Source organism: Actinomadura sp. 6N118, assembly GCF_044326415.1.
Lineage (GTDB): Bacteria > Actinomycetota > Actinomycetes > Streptosporangiales > Streptosporangiaceae > Spirillospora.
The window spans coordinates 160,021-176,196 of sequence record NZ_JBIRAZ010000009.1 but is presented as its reverse complement, the minus strand read 5'-3'; the positions used below and the strand labels follow the sequence as shown (position 1 = coordinate 176,196).

Annotated in this window: 22 protein-coding genes; 4 read left to right on the top strand and 18 right to left on the bottom strand. The window is 68.4% G+C overall.

The genetic code is table 11. From position 1 onward, the window contains the following. Window positions 1-2 precede the first annotated feature (2 nt). Window positions 3-935, bottom strand: a complete 933-nt coding sequence (locus ACH34W_RS24370) for an STM4015 family protein (RefSeq protein ID WP_395963318.1) — start codon at window positions 933-935, stop codon at window positions 3-5. A gap of 411 nt (window positions 936-1,346) precedes the next feature. Here ACH34W_RS24370 and ACH34W_RS24365 point away from each other — a divergent pair, with 411 nt between their 5' ends. Continuing rightward, entirely contained in the window at window positions 1,347-1,877 is a 531-nt protein-coding gene (locus tag ACH34W_RS24365; protein WP_395963317.1) for a hypothetical protein, read from the top strand. A 24-nt stretch (window positions 1,878-1,901) separates the two neighbouring features. On the opposite strand, the gene ACH34W_RS24360 is transcribed toward ACH34W_RS24365, so the two are convergent. From ACH34W_RS24360 to ACH34W_RS24330, 7 genes are all read right to left on the bottom strand, one after another. Further along, window positions 1,902-2,726 carry a hypothetical protein gene (locus ACH34W_RS24360; protein ID WP_395963316.1) on the bottom strand — a complete coding sequence of 275 codons (825 nt, stop codon included), beginning with the start codon at window positions 2,724-2,726 and terminating at the stop codon, window positions 1,902-1,904. Continuing rightward, a complete protein-coding gene (locus tag ACH34W_RS24355) occupies window positions 2,723-3,295 on the bottom strand; it encodes an RNA polymerase sigma factor (protein WP_395963315.1) in 573 nt (190 codons plus the stop codon). Before ACH34W_RS24355 ends, ACH34W_RS24360 begins: the two co-directional genes overlap by 4 nt. Window positions 3,296-3,399: 104 nt before the next feature. After that, on the bottom strand, window positions 3,400-3,597 hold the full coding sequence (locus ACH34W_RS24350) for a DUF397 domain-containing protein (protein WP_395963314.1): 198 nt from the start codon (window positions 3,595-3,597) through the stop codon (window positions 3,400-3,402). A gap of 23 nt (window positions 3,598-3,620) precedes the next feature. Next, window positions 3,621-3,818 carry a DUF397 domain-containing protein gene (locus tag ACH34W_RS24345; protein ID WP_395963313.1) on the bottom strand — a complete coding sequence of 66 codons (198 nt, stop codon included), beginning with the start codon at window positions 3,816-3,818 and terminating at the stop codon, window positions 3,621-3,623. A 25-nt stretch (window positions 3,819-3,843) separates the two neighbouring features. Then, entirely contained in the window at window positions 3,844-4,044 is a 201-nt protein-coding gene (locus tag ACH34W_RS24340; RefSeq protein WP_395963312.1) for a DUF397 domain-containing protein, read from the bottom strand. A gap of 15 nt (window positions 4,045-4,059) precedes the next feature. Beyond that, window positions 4,060-4,254 carry a DUF397 domain-containing protein gene (locus ACH34W_RS24335; protein ID WP_395963311.1) on the bottom strand — a complete coding sequence of 65 codons (195 nt, stop codon included), beginning with the start codon at window positions 4,252-4,254 and terminating at the stop codon, window positions 4,060-4,062. Further along, window positions 4,235-5,056: a Scr1 family TA system antitoxin-like transcriptional regulator gene (locus ACH34W_RS24330; RefSeq protein WP_395963522.1), complete on the bottom strand. Its 822-nt coding sequence runs from the start codon at window positions 5,054-5,056 to the stop codon at window positions 4,235-4,237. Before ACH34W_RS24330 ends, ACH34W_RS24335 begins: the two co-directional genes overlap by 20 nt. 122 nt (window positions 5,057-5,178) lie before the next feature. On the opposite strand from ACH34W_RS24330, the gene ACH34W_RS24325 reads away from it, so the two are divergent. Beyond that, window positions 5,179-5,580 carry an ATP-binding protein gene (locus ACH34W_RS24325; protein WP_395963310.1) on the top strand — a complete coding sequence of 134 codons (402 nt, stop codon included), beginning with the start codon at window positions 5,179-5,181 and terminating at the stop codon, window positions 5,578-5,580. On the opposite strand, the gene ACH34W_RS24320 is transcribed toward ACH34W_RS24325, so the two are convergent. Together ACH34W_RS24320 and ACH34W_RS24315 are read right to left on the bottom strand one after the other, a co-directional pair. After that, window positions 5,581-6,390 (bottom strand): alpha/beta fold hydrolase, encoded by an 810-nt coding sequence (locus tag ACH34W_RS24320; RefSeq protein WP_395963309.1) that lies wholly within the window; start codon window positions 6,388-6,390, stop codon window positions 5,581-5,583. A 77-nt stretch (window positions 6,391-6,467) separates the two neighbouring features. Further along, on the bottom strand, window positions 6,468-6,851 hold the full coding sequence (locus ACH34W_RS24315; protein ID WP_395963308.1) for a VOC family protein: 384 nt from the start codon (window positions 6,849-6,851) through the stop codon (window positions 6,468-6,470). Between the two features lie 92 nt (window positions 6,852-6,943). On the opposite strand from ACH34W_RS24315, the gene ACH34W_RS24310 reads away from it, so the two are divergent. Continuing rightward, window positions 6,944-7,069, top strand: coding sequence for a hypothetical protein (locus tag ACH34W_RS24310; RefSeq protein ID WP_395963307.1), 126 nt, complete (start codon window positions 6,944-6,946; stop codon window positions 7,067-7,069). After that, window positions 7,066-7,602: a hypothetical protein gene (locus ACH34W_RS24305; protein ID WP_395963306.1), complete on the top strand. Its 537-nt coding sequence runs from the start codon at window positions 7,066-7,068 to the stop codon at window positions 7,600-7,602. Before ACH34W_RS24310 ends, ACH34W_RS24305 begins: the two co-directional genes overlap by 4 nt. Before the next feature lie 54 nt (window positions 7,603-7,656). On the opposite strand, the gene ACH34W_RS24300 is transcribed toward ACH34W_RS24305, so the two are convergent. From ACH34W_RS24300 to ACH34W_RS24265, 8 genes are all read right to left on the bottom strand, one after another. Then, a complete protein-coding gene (locus ACH34W_RS24300; protein ID WP_395963305.1) occupies window positions 7,657-8,481 on the bottom strand; it encodes an NmrA family NAD(P)-binding protein in 825 nt (274 codons plus the stop codon). Window positions 8,482-8,597: 116 nt separating this feature from the next. Continuing rightward, the gene (locus ACH34W_RS24295) at window positions 8,598-10,109 is read right to left on the bottom strand and encodes an AAA family ATPase (RefSeq protein ID WP_395963303.1); all 1,512 of its coding nucleotides are present in this window, start codon (window positions 10,107-10,109) and stop codon (window positions 8,598-8,600) included. A 154-nt stretch (window positions 10,110-10,263) separates the two neighbouring features. Then, window positions 10,264-11,082 (bottom strand): MetQ/NlpA family ABC transporter substrate-binding protein, encoded by an 819-nt coding sequence (locus tag ACH34W_RS24290; RefSeq protein ID WP_395963302.1) that lies wholly within the window; start codon window positions 11,080-11,082, stop codon window positions 10,264-10,266. A 51-nt stretch (window positions 11,083-11,133) separates the two neighbouring features. Continuing rightward, a complete protein-coding gene (locus ACH34W_RS24285; RefSeq protein WP_395963301.1) occupies window positions 11,134-11,790 on the bottom strand; it encodes a methionine ABC transporter permease in 657 nt (218 codons plus the stop codon). Continuing rightward, a complete protein-coding gene (locus ACH34W_RS24280; protein ID WP_395963300.1) occupies window positions 11,787-12,875 on the bottom strand; it encodes a methionine ABC transporter ATP-binding protein in 1,089 nt (362 codons plus the stop codon). The genes ACH34W_RS24285 and ACH34W_RS24280 overlap by 4 nt, the downstream gene beginning before the upstream one ends. 430 nt (window positions 12,876-13,305) lie before the next feature. Next, complete coding sequence (locus tag ACH34W_RS24275) at window positions 13,306-14,172, bottom strand: DUF4097 family beta strand repeat-containing protein (RefSeq protein WP_395963299.1); 867 nt, start codon at window positions 14,170-14,172, stop codon at window positions 13,306-13,308. Next, window positions 14,169-14,822 (bottom strand): response regulator, encoded by a 654-nt coding sequence (locus ACH34W_RS24270; protein WP_395963298.1) that lies wholly within the window; start codon window positions 14,820-14,822, stop codon window positions 14,169-14,171. The genes ACH34W_RS24275 and ACH34W_RS24270 overlap by 4 nt, the downstream gene beginning before the upstream one ends. Then, complete coding sequence (locus ACH34W_RS24265; protein ID WP_395963297.1) at window positions 14,810-16,105, bottom strand: histidine kinase; 1,296 nt, start codon at window positions 16,103-16,105, stop codon at window positions 14,810-14,812. Before ACH34W_RS24265 ends, ACH34W_RS24270 begins: the two co-directional genes overlap by 13 nt. Between the last annotated feature and the right edge of the window lie 71 nt (window positions 16,106-16,176).

The following is a 16,176-nucleotide window of genomic DNA, read 5'->3' as shown; positions in this document are numbered from 1 at the left end:
GCCTACTCCGAGACCGCGACGTAGCGCCAGTCGTCATCCTCTGGCGTCTCCTGCTCGCTCAGATCGACCTCGACACCGGGCAAGGCCGCGCGCACCCGCTCCATCATGGCGTCGGACAGAAAGTGATGATGCAGGTCCAGGCGCTTCAGATGGGTCAGCGGCTGCCCCGACAGCAGGCTCTCCGCGCCATCGTCGGTCATCATCCCCATGGCCAGGCTCAACGACTCCAGCCGCGCCACGACCGGCGCCCCGGCCACCGCCGCCGCGATCTCGTCCTGGATCTCGGCGTCCTCCAGCCCGAGCCGCCGGAGCGCGGGCAGCCGTTCACCGCTCAGCACCGGGGCAAGGTCCGCGACCGTGGTGTCTCCCCCGTACTCGTCGACGCCGAGCCACAGGTCGAGCTCCTCCAGGTTGGGCAGATCGCTCGCGCCCACCGCCCGGACGACGCTCGCCGGCAGGCCGCCCGACTCGAACCTGAGCACCCTCAGCACATCGCTGCGGAACGGCTCAAGGAGCAGCCCCGCTCCACCGCGCACCTCGAACCGCTCCAGCAGGGGGAACGCGGCGAGCAGGGGGCTGACGTCGGAGTGCTCGATCCACGAGATCTCCGACTCCTCACCGGTGATGTCGCCCAGGAAGAGCGCCCGCAGCTTGGGAAACCGGTCGGCGGCCCCGGTCAGCAGCGCCACCGGATCAGCGGCCTCCGCGTCGTACGAGGCACCCCAGTACCCGATGATCAGGGCCGTCACCTCGGTGGTGTCGACCCGTTCCAGGAAGGCCGCGAAGACGTCGTCGAACGGATTCTCGTCGAAGCTCGTGCGAACCATCCAGGCCACCTCCCCCGCCTTGGGAAGGTCGGCGTCCGGCGCGGTCTCCTCGGTGAAGCCCGCCACCGGCAGCCCCGCGTACTCCTCAAGGTGCTCGTACACGCCCATGCGGTCCCTCTCATTGATCGTCGGATCCCTGTCCTACCAGGAACGCACGACAAACCAGGGCAGCTAGACCAAATGGCTACGAGTCTTCTGGCGAACCTGCGCCAGCTGAGGCACACGCTCGTCGAGCGACATGATGATGCTCCTTGAGGTCGCCATGCGCATATCCGGGAGGTCGCATGACGCTCAGCATTTTCCATTTCCGGACTGACCAGGCGCGGCAAGCAAAGAGGCCCTATACAGAATCCCTCAAAGCAAATCCTGTGGCCACTCGCCAGCGCCACACTCACCGGCTACATGCTCTGACCTCGAAAAGTTCTGGCCTGATACGGCCAGATCACCGGCCAACCAAACCCGGGAAACAGCGATCCAAATGTTCGACCGGACGCCATTAAAACCCCGGAGGTTCCCCCCATGAGCAAGAAATTCGGTGCCCTTCTCGCCGTCGGCGCCGCCGCCCTGATGATTTCAACCGCCACGGGCTGCAAGGTAGAGATCAACCAGTCCGGCGAAACCACCGGAGGCTCCGGCTCCACCGGCTCCGGCTCCCGCTCGGGCTCCGGCGGCTCCGGCGGCACCCGCACCACCCCCAATGGTGGGAAGGGCACCCCGACGCCCCAGCCGGGCAAGCCGCGCCTCGTGGTCTCCGACGACTCCGTCTATCTGGTCTGCCCCGGCGACGATTGCACCCAGGAAGTCACGCTCCGGAACACGGGCACCGCGTCCATGAAGCTCTACAACTTCGTGATGCTGGACGACGCCAACTTCTGGGCCGACAAAACGTGCGCCAACTACGAACTCAAGCCGGGCCACAGTTGCACCTTCCGAGTCTCCTACCGGGGCCCGGCCGAGAACCACATCTACACGGCCCGCCTGGTCATCCACCAGAGCCTCCCGGGCGACCCCACCTACATCGCCCTGACCAAGCAGCCCATCCCGGCCTGACCAAACCAGCCGACGCACCCACCATCACAGGTGCAGGCGGCTGGTTCCCGTGCTGCCGTCGCTGTAGGTCACCTTGACCTGGATACCGTTCCTAACGGCATCATCATCGAGTTCATCACCCGGCAGCCAGAGTGCGAAGCGTCCCTTGGACACTGTCGCGGCCACTTCGCCGTGGTCTTGACTGCGGTAAGTGACCTTCGCGACCTCGGAGCCGGCCGCGCCGACTGCCAGGGAGAGCTGGCCGTCGTCGATGGTGCCGGTGCCCAGGTCGGTTGTGAGTAGATCGCGTGGGCCGGGTGCGGTGTAGTTGACGGGCGTTCCGATCGAGCCGAACCCGTCCTCGAACTTGTAGGTCGAATTGCCGGCGATGCACATCGCCCGGAAACCGTTCCTGGTCGCGAGCACTACGGTTGTCCATTTGCCGCGCCGTTCAACGATGACCGCATCCGCGCTGCGCAGATCGTTTGCATAGCCGGCTCCGGCGCCGTGCTCCTGCAGGGTCTCGCGGCATTTGGCGCCCGCCTTGGCGCGTGCCTCCGGTGCCATTCCTTCAGGGCTTGGCGTCCAGGTCGCGAACGCACGATCCCCACCAGTGATCGACGGCAGCACGGCCACCACGGCTGCTGCCGCTGTGACGATCCCTCCGGCGAGCACGAGCTTCCAGGCAGTTCGCGAGTTGCGCGACGGCCGGTCGGATCGTCCACCCGCCCGCAGCGACGGCGGCCCCGACGGGTCGGTGGCCAAGATACGCGCGAGGTCGGTCTGGGCTCGCGCACCTTGGGGGTCGATGTCCCGGTCAGCGGGGTCGAGGCTTCGCAGGGTGGTGAGGATGTTCTGGTTGCGGGTCATGACTCAGCGATCCTTTCGGCGGTGCGGGACGGCGCGCTCGACGGCTGTGACAGGTGGTCCATATGAAGCCGGAGGGCTCGTCGGGCCCGGCTCAGGCGCAGGCGGAACGCGACCGGTGAGATACCAAGAACCGCCGCAGCCTGTGGTGCCCTCAGCTCCTCGAAGACAGCCAGGGCCAACGCCTCTTGATAGACCTCTGACAGGCGGCTCCACGCCCTTGCGAGGTCCACCCGACGCACGACCAGATCCGCATCCTGATCTGTGCTGGACAAGGCAGGGGTTGTGACCTCCCTGAGGCGTACGCCGAGCGTGCGCCGGCGCTCCGCTCCCCGGTGATCATTGAGGAGCACGTTCCGAGCGATGCCGAACAGCCAAGCCCGCGCGTCCTCGCGATGTTTCGGCAGTTCGCCGATGCGGCGCCACGCGACCAAGAACGCATCCGCGACCACGTCTTCGGCGTGGTCAGGATGTGCTCGCCGCTGTACGAACCTCAACAAGTCCGCGTACGCCGCCTCGTACAGCGACTCGAAGATGGGCTCCGAGTCCGGAGCCCGAGAAGGGGTACCCATGCCCTGTACCTGTCCACCAACCAGCCGAGTGTGTCGCAACGGGCATCCGCACATGGTCGCCAGGCACGCACCACGCCACCGAAGTGATGGATCTACCGCGGCTTCTAGCCGAACCGCCCAGCCTTGACCTGAGCCAAGAACCCGGCCAGCGCACCAGCCCCCAACCGCAGGGAGTCACCCGCTGGGTCCTTGGAGTCCCGAATCAAGGCGACACCGGCAAGGTTGGTGGAAACCTCGACGCACTCACCCTGCCCGCCTTGGCTGTAGCTGCTCTTGCGCCACTGAACGCGATCTTCGTCCACGGCTCGCCTCCACAAACAGCCTGCTACCCGTCGTACCGACCAGCCTTGATCTCTCGCATGAGACCCGCGAGCTCACGTGACCCCAACGCCAGATGCCCGCTGGCAGGAGCCTTGGAATCGCGGATCAGCGTCACATCAGCAGTGTTGGTGGAAACCTCGACGCACTCACCACCCTGGGTGCTGCTCCTCTTGCTCTTCCGCCATAGAACGCGGTCGTTCATTGCATGGCCTCCGACACGGCGGCTCCTAGCCGAACCGCCCGGCCTTGATGTCAGCCAGAAGCCCGGCCATTTCCCCGGACCACAACACCACATGCCCCATCCCTGGAGCCTTCGAATCCCGGATCAGAGTGACGCTGGCAAGGTTGGTGGAAACCTCGACGCATTCGCCCTCGCCGCCATGTTGACTACGGCTGCTCTTACGCCACTGCACGTGGCCTTCGTCCACGGGACGCCTCCATTGCTACCCGTCGTACCGACCGGCCTTGATCTCTCGCATGAGACCCGCGAGCTCACGTGACCCCAACGCCAGATGCCCGCTGGCAGGAGCCCTTGAATCGCGGATCAGCGTCACATCAGCAGTGTTGGTGGAAACCTCGACGCACTCACCCTGCCCACCCTGCTGGCTACGGCTGCTCTTACGCCACTGGACCGTCATCCATACTCTCCATGACCGTCAGGACCAGGACCATCGAATCGACATCGGACAGCGCTTTCGACCTGATCTGATCGAAACGTATCGCAAGGCGCCGCGCCTGCTCCGGGTCTTCGATCAGCCGACCGCCAAACTGAGCTTCGACATATCCGACCGCGTGGCCATCTGACTTTTCCAGGAGCAGGAGGCCGCCGTTCATGCCAACGTACGATCCGATCGACTCTCGGACAACCTGGATCGTGATCTTGGGAGACTTACCCATCTCGAAGAGATGCCGCAGTTGCTCCTTCATCACGGCGGTACCACCGACTGGCCGCCGGATCGCCGCTTCGTCGACCACGACCCACAGGTAGGGCGCGTTCTCTCCGACAAGGATTTCCTGCCTCGCCAGCCGAGCTCTGATCAGCTCCTCCACTTCTCCCGTTCTGTCATCGCCCGCCCGGATGTATGCCTCGGTCTGCAGGAGGCCGGGAATGGACATGGGCTGGAAGGTCTTGACTTGCGACGCCTCCCTCTCGTGCACGAGGAACGCCTGCAGCCACTCCTTCAGGTGCTCCTTTTGACCGTGGAACCAGAGCGTCTGAAACAGGACGTCCGTTCCGAAGTAGTCGTCGAGGCGGGCGCAGAACTTCTCGTCCGGGCGGTTCCGGCGTGACTCGTACGCCTGGATCGTCGCGCGTGTGGTGTAGAGCTCCTTGGCGAGCCGGTCTTGGGTGAGGGCGCGGGCTTCGCGCTGGCGGCGCATCTCGTACGCGAGGCAGGCGGCCATGCTGTCGCGCGGATCAATCGGTTCAGACGGGGGCATTTCCACGGACCTCGCTTGCTATAACGCGAAGTAGCACCGGAACGTGTTCCCACCATAGTCCGGGATCGTCACGCTGTGGAGGCAGATGACATCAGAACGCGACGTCCCGCGAGGATCAGCCGATGCAGCGGAAAGCCTTCGAGTGCTCTTATCTGGCCACGCCCGGTGCGGTCGGCATCGCCCGCAGGGCGGCTGAGCTCGCCGTTCTTGGCTGGGGCGTGCGTCGGGAGAAGGCCGACGACGTCGGACTCGTCGTCTCGGAGCTGCTCACCAACGCCGTCCGCGCCTGCCCGCACTCGGAGGTGCGCGTCACGGTCGTGTGGAACACTGCGCAGGTGATCGTGGAGGTCTGGGATCGCTCTTCCGCGCCTCCGGTGCCGAGACGGCCGGCGGCCCTCGACGACTTTGGCCTGGACGATCCCGGCGGGCGAGGTCTCGGGATCGTCCAGGCGCTCGCCCGCCGGTGCGGCAGTCGGCCAGATGGCGGCGGCAAGACGGTTTTCGCCGTTATCGAGGTCGGGTGACTACAGGAGCTCACGCAGGCGGGTGGCGAAGGCGGCGGGGTCCTCGACGAAGCCGATGTGGCCGCCGGGGAACATGGCGGGCTCGACCCCGAGCTCCGAGGCGAGTGCCCTGGAGGCCCGGTCGCAGATCTGCCCCGCCGAGTCCTCGCCGATGGCGACCACGACGCGGGTGCCAGCTGAACGCAGGGCGCCGAGATCGGGCTGCCAGTGATCGGTCGCGCGCAGTTCGTGCTCGAACCAGCGGCGCTCGTCGGCCACCGTCTGCGGATCGCGCTCGCCTCCGTACATCGCCTCAATCGCTCCCTCGGGGAGGACGATGTTCGCCTGAGCCATGAACTTCCGCCAAGCCCCCATCACGTCACCGCCGAGGTACGTGGCGATGATGTCCTCGGTCCCGGCGTAGATCTCGGCGCGGTCAGGGAGCAACTCGACCAGCGGGGGCTCGTGAGCGATGACCTTGGTGATCTGCTCCGGGCGAGTCTGGGCGAGGGCCAGGGCTGTGTCGGCTCCGCCGCTGGAGCCCAGCACCACGGCGGGACCGGCGTCCAGGTGGGCGAGGAGCCTGGACAGGTCGTCGGCGCGCAGTTCCGGGGTGGAGTCCTGCCTGGGGTCGTCGACCGGGCTGCGGTTGATTCCGCGCGGGTCCGTCGTCAGCACCGTGTGGTCGGTGGCGAGCAGGTCGGCGAGCGGCGCGAACGCCGCGGCGTCCATCGGCGCGCCGACGAGCGCGATCAGCGGGCCCTCGCCGCGTACCTCGAAGTGCAGGCGTGCGCCGGGGACGTCCAGGGTCTGCATGGTCAGGGTGCTCATCGATCCTCCTGGTCAGGTTGCCTCTCACCCCTGCGTCGAACGAGAGACAGCCGGATCGACAGCTCGGAAAATCTTTCTCAGGCCAGGTAGTTGGTGCGGCCTTCGTCGTCAACGTCGAACGGCCCGGAGGGAAGGACGCAGAACTCGTTTCCCTCGGGGTCGGCCATGACGAGGAAGCCGCCCTCGTCGTACTCACTCAGCCGCCTGCCTCCCAGCTCCTCGATCCGCCGCTGCTCGGCCGCTGGATCCGGCGATGCCAGGTCGAGGTGCACCCGGTTCTTGCCGGTCTTGGGTTCGGCGACCCGCTGGAAGCCCAGCGCCAGGCCGTTCTCACGGCGGAGCCAGACGTACGGGCCGGTCCTGGCTGCAACGGGCCGGCCGAGGAGCGCTCCCCAGAACCCGGCCAGGCGTTCGGGGTCACCGCAGTCAATCGTGATGTCCTTGATCACCAGGTGTGCCATCTGACGATCGTCCCAGGACCACTCTCGCGGGGGAGGCGGATGGGCCACGCGGGGGAAGTCCCGCGTGCCGGGCGCGGGAGATCGTGGCTCGCATGAGCACGAAGTGGAAGATCAAATTGGCGGTCGTCGCCGCGCTGACCGCGCTGATCGCTGGAGCTCTGCTGGCCACCGGCTCCGACGAGCCCGCGGTATCGCAGACCATCGGGAGCGTGCGATGACGGCCATGACCGTGGAGAAGCCAGCTGCCATCCGCATGACCAAGGGGCCCGTGCCCCGGTGGGCCGACTGGGCCGCGCAGGCGACGATGTGGTGCGCGGTGCCGTCCGGCATCTGGCGGATCCTCTTCGGGCTGGGCCTGCCGGCTGGTTTCACCGGGTCGCAGGATCCGGACAACGGCCCCTGGTACCTGTTGCTGTACGTGATCGGGTTGACGGTCCTGTCCGAGGCGCTCGCGTTCCTCAGCATGGGACTCGTCCGGCCGTGGGGCGAGATCTGGCCGCGCTGGGTGCCCTTCCTGCGCGGCCGTGAGATCCGCCCGCTCGCCGCGATCATTCCCGCCGCCCTCGGCTCGGTCGCGCTGATGCTGATCTGGACACCGATGTTGTTCGTCGAGTTCGAGCCCGATCCGGAGCTGCCCCACGGCTCCAAGGGCGTGATCCTCTTCGTCTGCTACGCCCCGCTCGCGGCATGGGGTCCGTTGCTGGCGGCAGTCACCGTGGCATACGCGGTACGCCGCCGACGCCACGGATGACGGCCATGACGAGGCGGCGAGGCGGGCGCCGGTGCCCACCTCGCCGCCCTCCGGTCACGGGCGGAACGCGTCGGCGTTCTCCGCGGCCCACTGAGCGAAGCTGCGCGCGTCGCGGCCGGTGATCTCCTTCACGGTCGGGACGACGGTGTAGCCGGCCTCCGGCGTGTTGCCCAGCGCCTCGACGAGGAACTCGATGGTCTCCTCGCCCATGCCATCGCCGCGCCACTTGGCCCGCGCCTCGTCCACGGTCAGCTCCACGAACCCGATGTCCCTGCCGATGGCCGCGCTCAGCATCGCGACCTTCTCCTTGAGCGTGATCGCCTCGGGGCCGGTGATGGTGCAGGTCTTGCGGTTGTAGCCTCCCTCGACCAGCACTGTCGCCGCCACGGCGGCGATGTCGCGCTCGTGCACCAGCGCGCTCAGCCGGTCGCCGAACGGCTCCTTGATGACGCCCTCGGTCTTGATCGTCTGCGCCCACCAGCGCAGCGTGTTGGACATGAACTCGACCGGCTCGAGCAGCGTCCACTCGATGTCGGTGGCGGCGAGGGCCTGTTCCAAGTCACCCTCCGCACGCCCGCCGAGCACCGTGACCCGGCGCACACCCGCCTCGGCGGCCAGCTTCACCAGACCTGCACCGTCGGGCAGTGGCGTGTAGTCGTCGCCGGCGAAGTTGATGAGGTGTGCGGCCTCGACGCCGTCGAAGACCCCGGCCAGCGAGTCGAGGCGGGCGAGGTCACCGGCGACGACCTCGACACCCTCGGGGAGCGCGGCCTCGGCGGGGTTCCGGGTCAGGGCGCGAACCGGCTGCCCGGCGGCGAGGAGCTCCGCGACGACGAAACGGCCGACGGTCCCGGTGGCACCGGTGACGAGAAAGGTCATGACAGACTCCACATCTTTCGGAACGGAACGTTCTACTCTCACTATAGCAGAACGGAACGCTTTATTCCGAATGAGGGACGGTCCTGTTGCAGGCGCTTCACAACAGGCGTTGGGAGCTACGAGCAGGAAGGCGGGGACTGAGACCAGCGTCCTGAGCGCGGGCGACGCACGGGAGCCGGGACCTCGTCGGCGGTGTCTTCGAAGTCCTCGAAGTCGAGGTCGTCGTCGGCTTCGGTGGCGGCGCCGAGGAGGCCCGGGGTCAGGCCCTGGCCGGGGGCCGACATGCCGTCCAGCGCCTGGGCGAAGTGCTCGTCGGTGAGGGACTCGACGTTCTCCTGGGTGCGGAGCGCCACGAGCACAGCGCGGCGGAGGAGTTCCTTGATGAACGAGGCGGTCACGCCCTCGGTGCGTTCGACCACGGCGTCCAGGTCGGCGTCGAGGCGGAGATGGCGCGCGTAGAGACGCAGCAGGCGCAGGCGGCCCTCGGCGTCGGGGCGCGGGATCTCCACGGCCAGGTCGACGCGGCCGGGGCGCTCGGTGAGGGCCCGTTCGAGGACCTCGATGCGGTTGGTGGTGAGCATGAAGACCACGTCGGCGTCCTCGGCGATGCCGTCCATCGCGTCGAGCAGGGAGAAGAGGATCGGCGAGCTCTCGTACATCTCGCGGTCCTCGGCCACCAGGTCCACGTCCTCCAGGACCAGCACGGCCGGCTGCAGGCGCCGGGCGAGCGCGACGGCGTTGTCGAGGAAGCGCATCGCGGGGCCGGTCAGCTGGATCACCGTGTAGCCGGTGAGCTGACCGATGAGGTAGCGGACGCTGTGGGTCTTGCCGGTGCCGGGCGGGCCGTAGAGCAGCACACCGCGCTTGAGGTGCTGGCCCGCGGCGAGGAGGCGTTCGGCCTGCTCGGCGATGCCGACGACGTGCGCCTGGATGCCCTCCAGACGGCCCTCGGGCAGGATCACGTCCTGCGCGGTGAGAGAGGGCCGCGGCAGGAACGTGACCAGCTGGTTCTCCATGTGCTCGCTGACGCCGAAGCTCACGAACTGGCCGCGCAGGACGTCGTGCTCATCCTTGAGGCGGCGCACCTCGTCGCGGACCGCCGTGGCGACCTCCCGTTCCCGGGCGAAGACGACCAGGCCGACCTGCCGGTTGTAGTCCTCGGTCGTCTGGACGCCGAGGACGACGGGCGTGCCGTCGGCGGCGCGGCTCGGCACCATGCCGAGCTTCACGACCTCCATGTTCTGGTCCGGCGCGATCCCGGTGGTCCCGTAGTCGGCACGGCCGAGGCGGTACGAGCCGAAGTCGAGCGCGCGGGTCAGCATGGAGTCGAGGCTGTCGAAATGCCGCTCGCCGCCGGCGATCCCGAACCATTCGGCGCCCGGCGAGTACGCCGCGAGGTACGCCTCCACACCGCGCTGCAGGCTGGCGTGATCCCAGTCGGCGAAGTCCTCGTCCACGGTGAGCACCTCGTGGAACTCGCAGCCGAGGTGGTCGGTCAGCCGCCTGATGAGGGGCGACTGGGCGTTGTCGTCGCTGACCCGGTCCGCGGCGGAGCGCAGCAGGCGCTGGAGTGCGGCGGCGATGGAACGGGCGGACGCCGGATCGAGTTCGCCATCAGGTGTGGACACGAGTTCCCCGTTCGGTTGGCCGCCCGCCTCAGAGTGGCAGGCCTTTCCCGCCGACCGCGAGCGAATTTCGCACCCGTACAGACGAGGAGACCCCGGACGGAGTTCCGTCCGGGGCCTGCGCTCCAGTGCGTCACGACGTGACCGCTCCAGCGCGTCACGACGTGGCGATGAGCACCGAGCCCTTGTACTTGTCCTCGACGAACTTCTTGACCTCGGGGCCCTGGAGGAGCTGGACCAGCTTCTTCACCCGCGGGTCGTCCTTGTTCTCCGGCAGGGTGACGATGCCGTTGGCGTACGGGTTGCCCTCGGGCTTCTCCGCGACCAGCGCGTCCTTGTTGGGGGCCAGGTCCGCTTCGAGGGCGTAGTTACCGTTGATCACGGCCGCGTCCACGTCGTCCAGCGACCGGGGCAGCTGGGCAGCCTTGAGCGCCTTGAACTTCAGGCTCTTGGGGTTGGCCGCGATGTCCTTCTCCGTGGCGCTGGTGGGCGCGCCCGGCTTGAGGGTGAGCACGCCGTTGTCGGCCAGCAGTTTGAGCGACCGGCCCTGGTTGGCCGGGTCGTTCGGGACCGCGACAGTGGCGCCCTGCGCGAGCGCCTTGATGTCCTTGACCTTCTTGGAGTAGATCCCCAGCGGCTCCAGGTGCACCGGTGCCACGAACGCAAGCTTGGTGCCCGACTTCTTCTCGAACTCCTGCATGAACGGCACGTGCTGGAAATAGTTGGCTGTGACCTGCTTTTCCTTGAGCGCGTTGTTCGGCTGCACGTAGTCGTCGAACGTGACGATGTCCAGCTTGAGACCGGCCTTGGCCGCGAGGCTGTCCTTGACGTACTTGAGGACGTCGCCGTGCGGCACCGGGTTGACGGCCACCTTGAGCGGCGCGTTCTTGTCCTCGGACGCGTCGGACGAGCCGCAGGCGGTCAGTCCGGCGAGCAATCCGGCGGAGGCCAGCGCGATCGTAATCTTGCGAAGCACGAAGAGTGCCTTTCTCTTGATGGGGTCTATCCGGGGGGAGGCCGTCACCGACTATTTGTGGTTCAGGCGCCGGGCGAGGAGATCGCCGACCAGCTGGACGGCCAGCACGATGGCGACGAGCAGCACCACGGTCGCCACCATGACCTTGGTCTCGAAGCGTTCGTAGCCATAGGAGATGGCCAGGTAGCCCAGGCCGCCGCCGCCGACCGTGCCGGCCATCGCGGTGTAGCCGATCACTGCGATCACCGTGACGGTGAGGCCGGACACCAGGCCCGGACGGGCCTCGCGCAACAGCACCTTCCCGACGATCTCCCGGCGGGTGGCGCCCATCGCGCGGGCCGCATGGATCACGCCCGGATCCACCTCGCGCAGCGCGATCTCGACCATGCGTGCGAAGAACGGGATGGCGCCGACCGTGAGCGGCACGATCGCAGCGGTGTTGCCCAGGCTGGTGCCCGTGATCAGCTTGGTGAACGGGATGATCGCGACCATCAGGATGAGGAACGGCAGCGACCGGCCCACGTTCACGACGAAGCCGAGCAGCTTGTTGAGCGGCGGAACCGGCAGCAGGCCGCCCCGCTCGGTGAGCACGAGCAGGACTCCGAGAAGGGTGCCGAGCACCGCTGTGAACGCCGTCGCCACGGCGGTCATGGTGAGAGTTTCCTTTGTGGCCGGCCAGAGGAGCGGCCACACTTCGCTCCAGGTCATGAGAGCGCCTCCTCTTCCGTAAAGGCGGCCTCGCTGTGGACCGCGGCGTCACCGTCGACCGCGGCGTCACCGTCGACGGCGCCCTCGCCGTCGGCCGCGGCCTCACCGTGGACCTCGACGGTCAGCCCGGAGTCGCGCAGGTGCGCGAGCTGGGCCGCGTTGATCTGGGGGTCGCCGGGGAGTTCGATGCGCAGCCGGCCGATGCGGGCGTCGCCGATCTCCTCGACGGCGCCGCCGAGGATGTTGACGTCGATGGAGTAGGTGCGGGCCAGCGTCGACACGAACGGCCTGTCGGCGCTGTCGCCCTCGAACGTCACGTCCGCCACGGTGGTGCCGGGCCGGACGGTCGCCTCGGGCAGCGGGAACAGGCCGCGGGCCAGTTCGGAACCCGGCCGCAGCAGCAGGTCACGGACCTTGCCCGACTCCACCACCCGGCCGTCGCGCATGATCGCGGCCGAGTCGCAGATGCGCTTGACCACGTCCATCTCGTGGGTGATCAGCAACACCGTGAGGCCGAGGCGGCGGTTGAGGTCGCGCAGCAGTTCGAGGATCGAGGCCGTGGTCTCCGGGTCGAGCGCCGAGGTGGCCTCGTCGGACAGCAACACCTTGGGCCGTCCCGCGAGCGCCCGGGCGATGCCGACGCGCTGCTTCTGCCCGCCGGAGATCTGCGCAGGGTAGGCATTGGCGTGCTCGCTCAGGCCGACGAGCTCCAGTAGCTCCGCCACCCGCTGCGCACGCTCGGCCCTGGGCACGCCCATGACCTCCAGCGGGAACGCCACGTTCCCGGCGACCGTGCGGCTGCCGAGCAGGCCGAAGTGCTGGTGGATCATGCCGATGCCCTGGCGGGCCTTGCGCAGCTCACCACCCGGGAGCGCGAGCAGGTCCTGCCCGTCAACGACCACGCGCCCGGTGTCGGGTCGCTCCAGGAGGTTGACGCAGCGGAGCAAGGTGCTCTTGCCGGCGCCGCTGCGGCCGAGGACGCCGAAGATCTCGCCCTCGCGGACCTCCAGGTCGACGCCGTCGACGGCGGCCACCTCACGCCCACGGGCGCGGTAGGCCTTTCGAAGTTTTTCGATCTGAATCAAGGGAATTCATCCGTGCGGAAGTCCCCGCCGTCAGGCGGAGCAGGTGATCAGGACAGGAACGAACGCCGCTGGCAACGCTGCTGGAACGCTGGGAGCGTGCTGCGCGGGGAGGCGGGCTACGCGGGGAGCGTGCTACGCGGTCTCTACGAGCGGCCGGGCGGCCACGGCGCGTGGCTCAGCAGATGCAATTCGAAGATCATGTGAGGCTCGGGGGTCGGAGTTCGCTCGCTTCGGGGCGCGAGGCTCTGGCAGGGGCCCTCAGCGGTCACACATTCGCCGACAGCACGCACAGCGCATGGCCCGCGGTGGTTGCGGGCCGCGCATGAGGCGGGTGCGTACGTCGATCATGATGTCATCAGTAAACCTGTTCGACATAGATGACGCAAATCGGCCGTACCCCCTAGGACACCCCCTATGACCTGCGTCACTGTCACTTCGGGTAGCCGACACGGACGGAGCCCGAGCCGGTGGTGACGCTGATCTGGCCGGTCGCGTCGTTGTCCTCCAGGGCGCCGTCGATCTCTCGGTCGCCCGACCCCGTCCAGCCGTCCACCCGGTAGTGGGTGCCGCGCGGAACCGTGACGGTCGCGGCGCCGGAGCCCGTCCTCACGTTGACCTTCTGCGGCGGATCCACGAACGACAGATCGACCGAGCCGGAACGCACGCCCGCATCCACCTCCGGCGAGGCCAGGGCGCGGCCCTCGATCGAGCCGGAGTTGGTCCCCGCCCAGACCCTGCCGCGCAGGTGGTCCAGCTTGACCGCGCCCGAGGTGCCGTGGATGCGGATGTCCCCGGCGATGTCGCGGATGACGACCTGCCCGGACGTGGCCTGGACGCGCACCGACACCTCCGGTGGCACCTGCAGGTCGAGGTCGGCCGCGCAACCGAAGTCGCCGTACGGGGCCACCTTGTCATCGCAGACGACCAGGATCTTGAGGGTGCCGGCCTGCATGCTCTTGATGACCTTCGGTTTGGTGACCGACCACGTGAGGGTGCTGTGGAGCTTGACCCGGCCGGTGGATCCGGCGCCGATCGCGACCCCCGCGCTGCCCGCGTCGATCTCCAGCGCCTTGATCGCGCCCGGCACGGTCTCGGTCGAACGCTCGGTCCGTTCGAACAGGCGGCCCAGTGTCGCAATGCCGGTGGGGAGCACCACCACGATCGCGGTGAGCACCGCCAGCACGATCCAGACGCCCCTGCGGCGAGGGCGTTCCGGCTGGGTCGCCGGGCTGGGCGGGGTCGGCGAGCCAGGCGGGGTCGGCGGAGTCTCGGCCGTGCGCGGTTCCGTCATCATCATGTCGGGTCGCCCCCTCGCAGGAACCTCAGCACCGCTAGGACCCGGCGGTGGTCAGCCTCGGCGTGGGGCAGGTCGAGCTTGGCGAAGATGTTGTTGATGTGCTTGGCCACCGCGCTGTCGCTGACGACCAGCTTCTCGGCGATGCCCGCGTTGGAACGGCCCTCGGCCATGAGCTCCAGCACCTCACGCTCGCGCGGCGTCAGGCGTTCGAGCGGATCGCTGTTGCGGCGCAGCAGCAGCTGGGACACCACCTCGGGGTCGAGCGCGGTGCCGCCGGTGGCCACGCGCCGCAGCCCGTCGAGGAAGACCGAGACGTCGGCGACGCGGTCCTTCAGCAGGTAGCCGACCCCGCTGGTGTTGGCGGCCAGCAGGTCCGCCGCGTACCGCTCCTCCACGTACTGCGACAGGACCAGCACCGCGACCTCGGGCCACTGCCGGCGGATGACCAGCGCGGCGCGGATCCCCTCGTCGGTGAAGCCGGGCGGCATCCGCACGTCCACGATCGCCGCGTCCGGCCGGTGCCGTTCCACCGCCGCGAGCAGCCCCTCGGCCTCGCCGACCGCCGCCACGACCTCGAATCCGGCCGTCTCCACGAGCTTGGTCAGCCCGGCTCGCAGCAGCACCGAGTCCTCGGCGATCACAATGCGCACGGCAACTCCACGGTGATGGTGGTCGGTCCCCCGGCGGGGCTGGTGATCCGGAACGTACCGTCCACGGACTGCACGCGCCGCGCCAGCCCCGCCAACCCGGTCCCGCCAGCGCCACCGGTCCCGCTGGCACCACCGGTCGCGCTGGCACCGGCGGCAGCGGAGGAGGAGGGGATGGCGCCGCCGATTCCGTCGTCGGTGACGGCCACCCGGAGGAGGTCGCCGATCCGGTCCACGTCGATCTCCACCTTCGTCGCCTTCGCGTGCTTGACCACGTTGGTGAGCGCCTCGGAGACGACGAAGTAGGCCACGGCCTCAACGGTCGAGGACGCCCGTTGCGCCACGTCCACCCGCAGCCGTACGGGCAGCGGAACGCGGGCGGCGACCCCCGAGAGGGCGGCGTCCAGGCCGCGGTCCTCCAGGACGGCCGGATGCAGGCCGCGGATGAGGTTGCGCAGCTCGGTGAGCGCCTCCTTGGCCTCCTCGTGCGCCTCGACGATGACCTGCATCGCCTCGTCCGGGATGTCGGTGAGGGTCTCCCGGGCCAAGCCGAGGTTCATGGCCAGCGAGACGAGCCGTTGCTGCGCGCCGTCGTGCAGGTCCCGCTCGATGCGGCGTCGTTCGAGGTCGGCCGCGTCCACGACGCTGGCGCGTTTCTCGGCGAGGTCCTCGACCTTCCGGGCAAGCTCCTCGGCACGGCTCGGCCCCAGCAGGGCGACCCCGGCACGCGTGTCGAGGCGAGTCACCCATGCCGCCAGCCAGGGCGCCGCCAGCAACAGCAACACTCCACCAACGCAGATGACCGCGACGGTGGTGGCGCCATGGTTGTTAAGCGACAGCCTGCTGGAGTCGGGAAGTGCCCAGGCGAACGTGGGGAGCGCAGCCATCGCGACACCCGCCGCCCATACCCACAGGGTCAGCAGCCCGCCCGCCGCGATGAGCGGCCCAACGAGTACGTGATAGAGAAGCACCCGCCAGGCGGTCCATGAGCGCAACTGGCGCAGGGCGCCCTGCCAGCCAGGGCCGTACTGGTCCTTGCGCGGGAGCAGCGGGATTTCCACGCCCAGCATCGCCCAGAACCGTTCGCGGTGGGCCCGGGTGAGCGGATGCGCCAGGAGCAGCACCACGATCGCCGAGATCCACCAGAAGCGGTACGGAGCCCAGAACGGCAACCAGACCGCGAGCTGCAGCGGCACCCCTGAGACGACGAACGTGGTGTCCCGCCACGTCGCCGCTGACCACGGAGCGTGCGTGCGCGCACGCCTCAGCGCAGAGATGGATGCCATGAGGCAACACCGTATTGGCCCTGTTGAGGTGCCGCCATGCAGTGCACGTGAGGATCGAGGGTGAACCTAGT